11 protein-coding genes and 2 tRNA genes are annotated in these 11620 nt (G+C 72.1%); 5 read left to right on the top strand and 8 right to left on the bottom strand.

What is annotated here, in order from left to right; genetic code table 11:
* Nucleotides 1-110: 110 nt before the first annotated feature.
* The 8 genes from purM to purS form a co-directional block, all read right to left on the bottom strand.
* Nucleotides 111-1178: a phosphoribosylformylglycinamidine cyclo-ligase gene (gene purM / locus ACIF8T_RS05765; protein ID WP_400031571.1), complete on the bottom strand. Its 1068-nt coding sequence runs from the start codon at nt 1176-1178 to the stop codon at nt 111-113.
* Nucleotides 1179-1223: 45 nt separating this feature from the next.
* Nucleotides 1224-2753 (bottom strand): amidophosphoribosyltransferase, encoded by a 1530-nt coding sequence (gene purF / locus ACIF8T_RS05770; RefSeq protein ID WP_400031573.1) that lies wholly within the window; start codon nt 2751-2753, stop codon nt 1224-1226.
* 62 nt (nt 2754-2815) lie between these two features.
* Nucleotides 2816-3586, bottom strand: coding sequence for an META domain-containing protein (locus ACIF8T_RS05775; protein ID WP_400031575.1), 771 nt, complete (start codon nt 3584-3586; stop codon nt 2816-2818).
* A 36-nt stretch (nt 3587-3622) separates the two neighbouring features.
* A complete protein-coding gene (locus ACIF8T_RS05780; RefSeq protein WP_400031577.1) occupies nt 3623-4420 on the bottom strand; it encodes a sterol carrier family protein in 798 nt (265 codons plus the stop codon).
* A gap of 472 nt (nt 4421-4892) precedes the next feature.
* Nucleotides 4893-5393 carry an ArsR/SmtB family transcription factor gene (locus ACIF8T_RS05785; RefSeq protein WP_400031579.1) on the bottom strand — a complete coding sequence of 167 codons (501 nt, stop codon included), beginning with the start codon at nt 5391-5393 and terminating at the stop codon, nt 4893-4895.
* Nucleotides 5394-5502: 109 nt separating this feature from the next.
* Nucleotides 5503-7761 carry a phosphoribosylformylglycinamidine synthase subunit PurL gene (gene purL, locus ACIF8T_RS05790; protein ID WP_400031581.1) on the bottom strand — a complete coding sequence of 753 codons (2259 nt, stop codon included), beginning with the start codon at nt 7759-7761 and terminating at the stop codon, nt 5503-5505.
* Entirely contained in the window at nt 7758-8438 is a 681-nt protein-coding gene (purQ, locus tag ACIF8T_RS05795; protein ID WP_400031583.1) for a phosphoribosylformylglycinamidine synthase subunit PurQ, read from the bottom strand. The genes purL and purQ overlap by 4 nt, the downstream gene beginning before the upstream one ends.
* A complete protein-coding gene (gene purS / locus ACIF8T_RS05800; RefSeq protein WP_010045045.1) occupies nt 8435-8698 on the bottom strand; it encodes a phosphoribosylformylglycinamidine synthase subunit PurS in 264 nt (87 codons plus the stop codon). Before purS ends, purQ begins: the two co-directional genes overlap by 4 nt.
* 352 nt (nt 8699-9050) lie before the next feature.
* On the opposite strand from purS, the gene ACIF8T_RS05805 reads away from it, so the two are divergent.
* The 5 genes from ACIF8T_RS05805 to ACIF8T_RS05825 all read left to right on the top strand — a co-directional run bounded on the left by ACIF8T_RS05805 (nt 9051) and on the right by ACIF8T_RS05825 (nt 11609).
* The gene (locus ACIF8T_RS05805; RefSeq protein ID WP_400031585.1) at nt 9051-9368 is read left to right on the top strand and encodes an Lsr2 family protein; all 318 of its coding nucleotides are present in this window, start codon (nt 9051-9053) and stop codon (nt 9366-9368) included.
* Between the two features lie 147 nt (nt 9369-9515).
* Nucleotides 9516-9587 (top strand) — tRNA-Gly (locus ACIF8T_RS05810).
* An 80-nt stretch (nt 9588-9667) separates the two neighbouring features.
* A tRNA-Gly gene (locus ACIF8T_RS05815) sits at nt 9668-9740 on the top strand.
* Nucleotides 9741-9873: 133 nt separating this feature from the next.
* Nucleotides 9874-10836 carry an ABC transporter ATP-binding protein gene (locus ACIF8T_RS05820; protein ID WP_400031587.1) on the top strand — a complete coding sequence of 321 codons (963 nt, stop codon included), beginning with the start codon at nt 9874-9876 and terminating at the stop codon, nt 10834-10836.
* The gene (locus ACIF8T_RS05825) at nt 10833-11609 is read left to right on the top strand and encodes an ABC transporter permease (RefSeq protein ID WP_400031589.1); all 777 of its coding nucleotides are present in this window, start codon (nt 10833-10835) and stop codon (nt 11607-11609) included. Before ACIF8T_RS05820 ends, ACIF8T_RS05825 begins: the two co-directional genes overlap by 4 nt.
* Nucleotides 11610-11620: the final 11 nt, after the last annotated feature.

Raw genomic sequence — 11620 nt, forward strand, 5'->3', positions numbered from 1 at the left:
CCTTGCACTGAGCAGCAACCCGGTCGGTGACCTCGGTCACCGACCGGGTTCTGTGCTGCCCGCGGGGGTCATGACCTCGTCTCCGTGGTCATGACCCCTCTCCGCGTGTCTCAGTTCGCGTAGTCGCCGACCAGGGCGGCGCCGGTGGTGTGGTCGCCGCGCTCGGTGATCTCGCCGGCCACCCAGGCGTCCACGCCGCGGTCGGCCAGGGTCGTCAGGGCCGCGTCCGCGGACTCCTGCGGCACGATCGCGATCATGCCGACGCCCATGTTCAGCGTCTTCTCCAGCTCCAGGCGCTCGACCCGGCCCGTCGTCCCGACGAGGTCGAAGACCGGGGCGGGGGTCCAGGTGGAACGGTCGACGACCGCGTGCAGCCCGTCGGGGATCACCCGGGCCAGGTTGGCCGCGAGGCCGCCGCCGGTGACGTGGCTGAAGGCGTGCACCTCGGTGGTGCGCATCAGGGCCAGGCAGTCCAGCGAGTAGATCTTCGTGGGCTCCAGCAGCTCCTCGCCGAGGGTGCGGCCGAGCTCGTCGACGTGCGCCTCCAGGGCCAGGCCCGCCTGGTTCAGCAGGACGTGCCGGACCAGCGAGTACCCGTTCGAGTGAAGTCCGGAGGACGCCATGGCGACGACCGCGTCACCCGTACGGATGCGATCCGCGCCGAGCAGCCGGTCGGCCTCCACCACGCCCGTGCCCGCGCCGGCGACGTCGAAGTCGTCCGGACCCAGCAGGCCCGGGTGCTCGGCCGTCTCGCCGCCCACCAGGGCGCAGCCGGCCAGCACACAGCCCTCGGCGATGCCCTTGACGATCGCGGCGACGCGCTCGGGGTGGACCTTGCCGACGCAGATGTAGTCGGTCATGAACAGCGGCTCGGCGCCGCACACCACGATGTCGTCCATGACCATGGCGACCAGGTCGTGGCCGATGGTGTCGTAGACGCCCAGCCGGCGGGCGACGTCGACCTTCGTGCCGACGCCGTCGGTGGCGGAGGCGAGCAGCGGGCGCTCGTACCGCTTGAGGGCGGAGGCGTCGAAGAGGCCGGCGAAACCGCCGAGGCCGCCGAGGACCTCGGGGCGCTGGGTCTTCTTCACCCACTCCTTCATCAGCTCGACCGCGCGGTCGCCCGCTTCGATGTCGACGCCCGCGGCTGCGTAGCTGGCACCAGTTGTCTCAGACATGACGATGAGAACCTTCGTGTCGTACGGCAGGTATTGCGGGGCGCCCTACGGGCGGCGGATGGCGTCGGCGGCGGCCGTGGCGGCGGGCCCGGCGGCCAGCTCGGTCTCCAGGAGCTGCTTGCCGAGGAGCTCGGGGTCGGGCAGCTCCATCGGGTACTCGCCGTCGAAGCAGGCGCGGCACAGGTTCGGCTTGGCGATGGTGGTCGCCTCGATCATGCCGTCGAGGGAGATGTACGCCAGGGAGTCGGCGCCGAGCGAGGTGCCGATCTCCTCGATGGTCATGCCGTTGGCGATGAGCTCCGCGCGGGTGGCGAAGTCGATGCCGAAGAAGCAGGGCCACTTCACGGGCGGCGAGGAGATCCGGATGTGGACCTCGGCGGCGCCGGCCTCGCGCAGCATGCGGACCAGGGCCCGCTGGGTGTTGCCGCGCACGATCGAGTCGTCGACGACGACCAGGCGCTTGCCCTTGATGACTTCCTTCAGCGGGTTCAGCTTCAGGCGGATGCCCAGCTGCCGGATCGTCTGCGAGGGCTGGATGAACGTCCGGCCGACGTAGGCGTTCTTCACCAGGCCGGCGCCGAACGGGATGCCGGAGGCCTCCGCGTAGCCGATGGCGGCCGGGGTGCCGGACTCCGGGGTCGCTATGACGAGGTCGGCCTCGACGGGGGCTTCCTTCGCCAGGCGGCGGCCCATCTCCACACGGGAGAGGTACACGTTCCGGCCGGCGATGTCGGTGTCCGGGCGGGCCAGGTAGACGTACTCGAAGACGCAGCCCTTGGGCTTCGCTTCCGCGAATCGGGAGGTGCGCAGACCGTTCTCGTCGATGGCGACGAACTCGCCCGGCTCGATCTCGCGGACGAAGCTGGCGCCCGTGATGTCGAGGGCGGCGGTCTCGGAGGCGACGACCCAGCCGCGCTCCAGCCGGCCGAGGACCAGCGGGCGGATGCCCTGCGGGTCGCGGGCGGCGTACAGCGTGTGCTCGTCCATGAAGACGAGCGAGAAGGCGCCCTGGACCTGCGGGAGGATGTGGTGCGCGGCCTCCTCGATGGTCAGCGGCTTGCCGTCCTCGTCGACCTGGGCCGCGAGGAGCGCGGTGAGCAGGTCGGTGTCGTTGGTGGCCGCCACGCGCGGGGCGCGGCCGCCCTCCTGCTTGGGCAGGTCGGCGACCATCTCGGCGAGCTGGGCCGTGTTGACCAGGTTGCCGTTGTGACCGAGCGCGATGGAACCGTGCGCGGTGGCGCGGAACGTCGGCTGGGCGTTCTCCCACACGGAGGCGCCGGTGGTCGAGTAGCGGGCGTGACCGACCGCGATGTGACCCTGGAGCGAACCGAGCGAGGTCTCGTCGAAGACCTGGGAGACCAGGCCCATGTCCTTGAAGACGAGGATCTGGGAGCCGTTGCTGACCGCGATACCCGCGGATTCCTGACCCCGATGCTGGAGGGCGTAGAGCCCGAAGTACGTGAGCTTGGCGACCTCTTCACCCGGAGCCCAGACACCGAAGACGCCGCAAGCGTCCTGGGGGCCCTTCTCGCCGGGGAGCAGGTCGTGGTTGAGTCGTCCGTCACCACGTGGCACGTCTTCGAGTGTAGGCGAGATCGACCACCGGTCCGAATTGGGGATGCCGGACCAAAAGTGGATCACCGCTCGGCGACCGCCCGGACGCTGGTGCCGTCGTCGCTGGTCAGGGTGAGGGTGCGGTGGTCGACCGCGTAGCGCAGGCGTCCGTCGAAGAGGCGCAGCAGCCTCTTCTCGGTGTCCATGAGTGAGTCTTCGCACATCATTCGGGTCGTCGAGGGCGCACCGACGGTGATATGGCCGTCGCGGACGGCGGCCCGGGCGGTGACGTGGTTGCAGCCGAGGCGGCCGGAGACGGTGTCCTTCGCGTCGTCGAAGGTGAGGCGGGCGCGGCCGCCGGTGCCGGTGATCGTCCACGTGGTGCCGTGCAGCGGGGCGGGGCGGGCGGTGTCCCTGGTCAGCCGGACGGTGTCGCCGTCTTCGGTGGTGAGGGTGAGGCGGCCGTCCGTCACCTCGGTCGTCAGGGCGCTCTCGGCGAGGGTGCGGGAGAGGGTCCTCTCGAAGGCCGTGGGCCGGTCCTCGCAGGCCTTCTCGGTCGCCGTGGTGTCGCTGAGGCGGACCCGGTCGCCGTCGAGGGCGGCCCGGGCGCTGAAGTGGTTGCAGCCGAGGCTGCCCTCGGCCCGGCCGGCCTGGTGGATCGTCAGGTGGGCGTCGGCGGGGGCGCGGTGCGTGGTGCCGTCGACGGTGACGCTGTCGACGCTCCAGCGGACGCCGGTGACGGGCCGCTCGGTGCCGGCCGAGCCGCTGCCCGCCCGTTCGCCGCCGCAGGCCGCCACCAGCGGGACGAGCACGGCGGCGGCCGTCAGGGTCATGCGCTGCTTGAGCGTGTCCATGCCCCTTCGACGGGGATGCGGGGCGAACGGTTCCCCTTACCCCAGCAGCGGCAGGTACGCCGTCAGGTCCGCCCGTTCGCCGCTGGCGCTGACCTTGGCGTCCCGTACCGCGTCCCGCCACGTCGTGCGGCCGGCCGCCAGCCGGATCCAGGTGAGCGGGTCGGTCTCGACCACGTTGGGCGGGGTGCCCCGGGTGTGCCGCGGCCCCTCGACGCACTGCACGACGGCGTACGGCGGGACGCGCACCTCCGTGGAGCCCCCGGGTGCCCTGGCGGCGAGCGCGTCGGCGAGCAGCCGGGTGCAGGCGGCCAGGGCCTGGCGGTCGTAGGGGACGGCGAGGCCGGGCACGGCGTCGTTGAGGTCGTCGGTGTGGACGATCAGCTCGACGGTGCGGGTGACCAGGTAGTCGGACAGGGGCAGGGCACCGGCGTTGGTGTCGAGCAGCCGGCCGCCCGGGTGGGCGGCGAGGGAGGCGGTGAAGCGCTCCTCGGTGGCGGCGAGGTAGGCGTCCAGGTCCGGGTGGTCCTCGGCCAGGGCGCGGGCGTGGCCGGCGATGTCCGGCGCCGAGGCGCCGATCGCGGACGGCCAGTCGAGCAGCGTGCCGTCCTGCCGCGCCGGTGCCGGCAGGTCGGTCAGCCGGACGACCGCCCGCAGCGCCATCCCCACGTGCGCGACCAGCTCCCGCACGGTCCAGTCGCCGAGCCGGGTGGGCAGCGCGAGCTGCTCCGGGGTCAGGCTGGGGACGGCCGCCCGTACGTTGCCGAACTGGGCCAGGACGGCGGTGCGGATCTTGACCGGGTCGTAGGTGCGGGAGCGCTTCTTGGCCGGGGGCATGGGGATCAGCCTAAGGGCTGCCTGACCCTTCCCGTCGTCGCCCGGAGGGCGGTCCCGCGGCGTCGGGTGTGTTCTCGGCGTGCCGGGCGCAGAGCCTCGTACGGGACGTACTCGGCTCTGCGCCCGGTGCGGCGAGAGTGCGTCAGGGCGTCGCGAGACAGGCGGGAATGGTCAGACAGACCCTGGGCGGGCCGGACGGTCGCCCCGGGCGCCCGGGACACCTCGCCGCCGCGGGGCACGCCGGGGCCGCGCCGGCGGAAGGGGTCGCCCCGGGCCGGGGCCGCCCCTCGGCCCGCAGGGCCGGGCGGTGCGGTCGGGTTGCCGGGGTCCCCGCGGCGGGCGGCCGGCCGGCCCGCTCGCGCCCGGCCGCCTCCGCGGACAGCGGGTGCGGCGGCCCGGGCGGCGGACCCCGGTGCGCGCGGTCGTCGTTCCCCCATGCCGGGCGCGGCTGTCGAGCCCGGCGCCGGTCCGGTCAGGAGCGGGTCGCGGACAGGGCGACCAGCAGCGGCACCACCCGGCCGGGCGGGACCTCGTAGCGGCCCCGGCCGGTGGTGTGGAGCCAGCCCGTGCCGGTCAGGTGGCGCAGGTGGTGGTAGATCTGGCCGGTCGTGCCGACCTCGTCGAGGCCGGCGAGCTCGGCGGCGGTGCGCCGGCCGTCGAGGATCTCGCGGAGCAGCCGCAGCCGGACCGGGTGGCCGAGCGCGGCGAAGGCGTCGGCGGCCGGCTGCCAGTCGCCGTCGAGCAGGTCCCCGGTCAGCGTGCCCTCCTGCCACGCGTACTGCTCCCCCGTGGGCAGCCGTACGGCGCCGGTGAACAGGACGCCTCCGTCGGCCTCGCCGAGCTCGGCCAGCCGCGCCCTCCATCCCTCCAGGGCCCAGAAGTCGCCCTCGTCGGGACGGGGCGCGGGCCGCTCCGCGGCCTCCAGGGCGGCCAGGCGGCGTTCCAGGTCGGTGACGCGTCGTTCGAGATCCATGAGCCACATATTACGGAAGTACGTAATTACGTGCAAGCGTGCCCGGTCCGGCGCCGGACATGCGGGAGCCCCCGCCCGGCGGACCGGACGGGGGCTCCCCGGAAGGTGCCTACGCGAGCAGCGCCGGGATGGTGCCCTCGTGGGCCTCGCGCAGCTCGGCCAGGGTGAGGGCGAACTCGCCCTGGACCTCCACCGTGTCGCCGTCCACGACACCGACGCGGGTGGCGGGCAGGCCGCGCGCGCCGCACATGTCGGTGAAGCGGAGCTCCTCCGAGCGCGGCACGGCGACCAGGGCGCGGCCGGCCGACTCGGAGAACAGGAAGGTGAAGGCGTCCAGGCCGTCGGGGACGACCAGGCGGGCGCCCTTCTCCCCGAGCAGCGCCGACTCCACGACCGCCTGGACCAGACCGCCGTCGGACAGGTCGTGCGCGGAGTCGATCATGCCGTCGCGGGAGGCGGAGACCAGGATCTCGGCGAGCAGGCGCTCGCGCTCCAGGTCGACCTGCGGGGGCAGGCCGCCCAGGTGGTCGTGGATCACCTGGGACCAGGCCGAACCGCCGAACTCCTCGCGGGTGTCGCCGAGGAGGTAGAGCAGCTGGCCCTCCTCCTGGAAGGCGACCGGGGTGCGGCGGGCCACGTCGTCGATCACGCCGAGGACGGCGACGACCGGCGTCGGGTGGATGGCGGCCTCGCCGGTCTGGTTGTAGAGCGAGACGTTGCCGCCGGTCACCGGGGTGCCCAGCTGCTGGCAGGCGTCGGCCAGACCGCGCACGGCCTCGGCGAACTGCCACATGACCGCCGGGTCCTCGGGCGAGCCGAAGTTGAGGCAGTCGGAGACGGCCAGCGGCTTGGCGCCGGTGGTGGCGACGTTGCGGTACGCCTCCGCCAGGGCCAGCTGCGCGCCCGTGTAGGGGTCGAGCTTGGCGTACCGGCCGTTGCCGTCGGTGGCGATGGCCACGCCCAGGCCGGTCTCCTCGTCGATGCGGATCATGCCGGAGTCCTCGGGCTGGGCGAGGACCGTGTTGCCCTGCACGAACCGGTCGTACTGCGAGGTGATCCAGGACTTGGAGGCCTGGTTGGGGGAGGCGACCAGCTTCAGGACCTGGTCCTTCAGCTCCTCGGCCGTCCGCGGGCGCGGCAGCTTGTTCGCGTCGTCGGCCTGCAGCGCGTCCTGCCACTCGGGGCGGGCGTAGGGGCGCTCGTAGGTCGGGCCCTCGTGGGCGACCGTGCGCGGGTCGACGTCGACGATCTTCTCGCCGTGCCAGAAGATCTCCAGGCGGTCGCCGTCGGTGACCTCACCGATGACGGTGGCGATGACGTCCCACTTGTCGCAGATCTCCAGGAAGCGGTCGACCTTCTCCGGCTCGACCACCGCGCACATGCGCTCCTGCGACTCGCTCATGAGGATCTCCTCGGGCGAGAGCGTGGAGTCGCGCAGGGGCACGTCGTCCAGGGTGACGCGCATGCCGCCGGAGCCGTTCGAGGCGAGCTCGCTCGTGGCGCAGGACAGGCCGGCCGCGCCCAGGTCCTGGATGCCGACGACCAGCTTCTCCTTGAAGGCCTCCAGGGTGCACTCGATGAGGAGCTTCTCCTGGAAGGGGTCGCCGACCTGGACGGCCGGGCGCTTGGAGGGCTTGGCGTCGTCGAAGGTCTCCGAGGCCAGGATCGAGGCGCCGCCGATGCCGTCGCCGCCGGTGCGGGCGCCGTACAGGATGACCTTGTTGCCGGCGCCGGACGCCTTGGCGAGGTGGATGTCCTCGTGGCGCATCACGCCGATGCAGCCGGCGTTCACCAGCGGGTTGCCCTGGTAGCAGGAGTCGAAGACGACCTCGCCGCCGATGTTGGGCAGGCCCAGGCAGTTGCCGTAGCCGCCGATGCCCGCGACCACGCCCGGCAGGACGCGCTTGGTGTCGGGGTGGTCGGCGGCGCCGAAGCGCAGCGGGTCGACCACGGCGACCGGGCGGGCGCCCATCGCGATGATGTCGCGGACGATGCCGCCGACACCCGTGGCCGCGCCCTGGTACGGCTCGACGTAGGAGGGGTGGTTGTGCGACTCGACCTTGAAGGTGACCGCGTAGCCCTGGCCGACGTCGACCACGCCGGCGTTCTCGCCGATGCCGACCAGCAGGGCGTCGTTCTCGGGGGCCTTCTCGCCGAACTGGCGGAGGTGGACCTTGGAGGACTTGTACGAGCAGTGCTCGGACCACATGACCGAGTACATGGCGAGCTCGGCACCGGTGGGCCGGCGGCCGAGGATCTCGACCACGCGCTCGTACTCGTCCTTCTTCAGGCCGAGTTCGGCCCAGGGCAGCTCGACGTCGGGGGTCGCGGCCGCGTGCTCGACCGTGTCCAGAGGCGTCCGGCTCATACGTTGACCAGCTTCTTGAGGATCGAGGTGAAGAAGGGGAGGCCGTCGGTGCGGCCGGTGCCGATCAGCGGCTCCACGGCGTGCTCCGGGTGCGGCATCAGGCCCACGACGTTGCCGGCCTCGTTGGTGATGCCGGCGATGTCGTTGAGCGAGCCGTTGGGGTTGAAGTCCAGGTAGCGGAACGCGACCCGGCCCTCGGCCTCCAGCTTGTCCAGCGTGTACCGGTCGGCCACGTAGCGGCCGTCCATGTTCTTCAGCGGGATGTGGATCTCCTGGCCGGCCGTGTAGTCGGCGGTCCAGGCGGTGTCCGCGTTCTCCACCCGCAGCTTCTGGTCGCGGCAGATGAAGTGCAGGTGGTCGTTGCCGAGCATGCCGCCGGGCAGCAGGTGGGCCTCGGTGAGGATCTGGAAGCCGTTGCAGATGCCGAGGACCGGCAGGCCGGCCTTCGCCTGCTCGATGACGGTGTCCATCACCGGCGAGAAGCGGGCGATGGCGCCCGCGCGCAGGTAGTCGCCGTAGGAGAAGCCGCCGCACAGCACCACGGCGTCGACCTGCTTGAGGTCCTTGTCCTTGTGCCACAGGGCGACCGGCTCGGCACCCGCGACCCGGATCGCGCGCTGCGTGTCCCGGTCGTCCAGGGAGCCCGGGAAAGTGACGACGCCAATACGAGCGGTCACTTCACGGCCTCCGCGACTTCCTCGACCCGGACGGTGAAGTCCTCGATCACGGTGTTGGCGAGGAAGGATTCCGCAAGATCGTGGATGCGGGCGAGGGCGGCCTCGTCGACCGGCCCGTCAACTTCCAGTTCGAATCGCTTTCCCTGGCGGACGTCCGAGATCCCTTCGAAACCCAGCCGCGGCAGTGCGCGCTGCACCGCCTGGCCCTGGGGGTCGAGGATCTCCGGCTTGAGCATGACGTCGACTACGACGCGTGCCACTGGCACTCCCGGTGTGTGGTGCTGAGCAGGTTCCTTCAGACTACCCGCACAAAATTTCTACGCGAGTAGAGTTGTAGGAAACTACGTGACCCCTGTCACGATCCGGTATCGGCGGGAGGCGGTCGGGAAAAGTTCCGGGAAAGTTCCCGCTTCGACCGCGGACCCCTATTGCGTCCGGACGCGCGGGGAGATTTAGTCGAGCTTCACTTTGCATTGCCGGGCACTGTACAAATGAATTGTCATTAGCAGATACTTTGCCCGATAACAGGCGGACAGCCGACATCTCCACGACGTCCCGACACCTCATCGCAAGACGTCAACCCGGAGATGTCGCACGAAGGGACCGATATTCGTGGCGCAGAAGGTCGTGGTCACTCTCTTCGACGACATCGACGGCTCGGAAGCGGCGGAGACGATCGCCTTCGGACTGGACGGCACGTCGTACGAGATCGACCTGAACGAGGCCAATGCCAGGGAACTGCGCACGGCGCTCGCCCCGTACGTGGCGGCCGGCCGCAAGCGGTCCCGGTCCGGCCGGGCCTACGAGCAGACCGAGGTGGCCCCCGACCCGGCGGCCGTCCGGGCCTGGGCCCAGGCCCACAAGCTGGAGGTCCCCGCCCGCGGGCGCATCCCCAAGAAGGTCTACGAGGCGTTCGCCGAGGCGCAGTGACGGCGCCCGGGCCCCCGGCCCGCCGGCCGTCGCCCGTCCGGACATCCGCCCCTCGCGGCAACCGACTTGCGCAGTACCCCCGCTGATCAGCTAGAGTCTGGAGCACGCCGAGGGGCGAGGCCGAAAGGCCCAGCTCACTCCGGACGTGCGGGTGTAGTTCAGTAGCAGAACATCCCCCTTCCAGGGGGAAGGCGCAGTGTGCAATTCCTGTCACCCGCTCTGCATCGCCGTACCGACCACTCCGGTGGATCAGGTAGGCTGGTGCCCGCACCGATCGGTGAAAGCCGGTCGGCCGCAATGCGGACGTAGCTCAGTTGGTAGAGCGCAACCTTGCCAAGGTTGAGGTCGCGAGTTCGAGCCTCGTCGTCCGCTCGGGAAAGAGACCCCGGTCCTCACGACCGGGGTCTTCTTCGTGTTCGGGGTGCGGGCGGGGTCTGACATTTGTCATGCCGAGTGATGACAGCGCGCACTGCCGCCGGGGCCGGCCGGCCGGGACGCTGGAGGCATGGGAGCGAACGAACACGAACACGTGATTGAGGTCACCGACCTGCGGCGTGTGTACGGGGGCGGGTTCGAGGCGGTGCGCGGCATCAGCTTCGCCGTGCCGCGCGGGGAGGTCTTCGCCCTGCTGGGCACCAACGGCGCGGGCAAGACGTCGACGGTCGAACTGCTGGAGGGCCTCGCCGCGCCGGCCGGCGGACGGGTGCGGGTGCTCGGGCACGACCCCTACACCGAGCGGGCCGCCGTACGGCCCCGGACCGGGGTCATGCTCCAGGAGGGCGGCTTCCCGTCCGAGCTGACCGTCGCCGAGACCGCGCGGATGTGGGCGGGCTGCGTCAGCGGGGCGCGGCCCACGGCCGAGGTGCTGGGGCTGGTCGGGCTCGCGGACCGGGCCGGCGTACGGGTCAAGCAGCTCTCCGGGGGCGAGCGGCGGCGTCTGGACCTGGCGCTCGCGCTGCTCGGCGAGCCCGAGGTGCTGTTCCTGGACGAGCCGACGACCGGGCTGGACGCCGAAGGGCGCCGGGACACCTGGGAGCTGGTGCGCGCGCTGCGCGACACCGGGACGACCGTGCTGCTGACCACGCACTACCTGGAGGAGGCCGAGTCGCTGGCCGACCGGCTCGCGATCCTGCACCGGGGGCGCATCGCCGCCACCGGGACACCGGCCGAGGTGACCGCCTCCCAGCCCTCCCGGATCTCCTTCGACCTGCCCGACGGCTACTTCCTGGGCGACCTGCCGCCGCTCGACGCGCTGGGCGTGTGCGGGCACGAGGTGGACGGGCGGACCGTGCGGCTGCGCACCCGGGAGCTCCAGCGGGCGGCGACCGGGCTGCTGGTGTGGGCCGAGCGGGCCGGAGTGGAACTGCGCGGGCTGGACGTGCGGTCCGCGTCGCTGGAGGAGGCGTTCCTGCGGATCGCGCGAGAGGCGTCCGCGAGCGCCGCGACGGCCGAGGAGTACGTGGCATGAAGGACGCGACCACCACACCGCGCGGGCGGATGGCGGCGCTCGCACGCGCCGAGCTGACGCTGCTCGGGCGCAGCAGGGGCACCCTCTTCGCCGTGCTGTTCGTGCCGCTGGTGCTGCCGTTCAGCCTGCGCGGGGCGCTCGACGAGAAGGACCTGGCCGAAGTCGGGCTGTCCGTCGGCACGGTGATGCTGCCCGCCGCGATCGGCTTCTCGCTGCTGTTCGCCGTCTACGGGGCGCTCGTCGGCGTCTTCGTCACCCGGCGCGAGGAGCTCGTCCTGAAGCGGCTGCGCACCGGCGAGGCGCGGGACGCCGAGATACTGGCCGGGTCCGCGCTGCCGGCCGCCACGGCCGGCACCGTCCAGTCGCTGCTCCTGGCGGTGGGCTGCACGGTCCTGCTGGACATCCCCGCGCCGCCGGCCCCGCACCTCGCCGTCGCCGGCCTGCTGGCGGGGATCGCGCTGTGCGTGGCGCTGGCCGCGCTCACCGCGAGCTTCACCGGGACCGCCGAGAGCGCGCAGGTCACGCCGATGCCGTTGCTGATGGTGTCGATGCTCGGTTCGGGGGTGGCCGTCCCGCTGGAGGTGCTGCCCGACCGGGTGGCCTCCGTCTGCGAACTGCTGCCGCTGTCGCCCGCCATCATCCTGGTGCGCGGCGGCTGGACCGGCGACCTGTCGGCCTACGAGGCGCTGGGCGCCGTGGCGACGGCGGTGGCCTGGACGGCCGTGGCGGTGTTTGCTGTACGCCGGTGGTTCCGCTGGGAGCCCAGGCGCTGACGTACGGGGGG

The organism is Streptomyces sp. NPDC085946 (genome assembly GCF_044540485.1).
Taxonomy (GTDB): Bacteria; Actinomycetota; Actinomycetes; order Streptomycetales; family Streptomycetaceae; genus Streptomyces.

Coding starts and splice junctions, on each gene's coding strand:
- purM (WP_400031571.1), bottom strand. CDS start 1,178: ATGTCTGAGACAACTGGTGCCAGCTACGCAGCCGCGGGCGTCGACATC.
- ACIF8T_RS05775 (WP_400031575.1), bottom strand. CDS start 3,586: ATGGACACGCTCAAGCAGCGCATGACCCTGACGGCCGCCGCCGTGCTC.
- ACIF8T_RS05780 (WP_400031577.1), bottom strand. CDS start 4,420: ATGCCCCCGGCCAAGAAGCGCTCCCGCACCTACGACCCGGTCAAGATC.
- ACIF8T_RS05785 (WP_400031579.1), bottom strand. CDS start 5,393: ATGGATCTCGAACGACGCGTCACCGACCTGGAACGCCGCCTGGCCGCC.
- purL (WP_400031581.1), bottom strand. CDS start 7,761: ATGAGCCGGACGCCTCTGGACACGGTCGAGCACGCGGCCGCGACCCCC.
- ACIF8T_RS05820 (WP_400031587.1), top strand. CDS start 9,874: ATGGGAGCGAACGAACACGAACACGTGATTGAGGTCACCGACCTGCGG.
- ACIF8T_RS05825 (WP_400031589.1), top strand. CDS start 10,833: ATGAAGGACGCGACCACCACACCGCGCGGGCGGATGGCGGCGCTCGCA.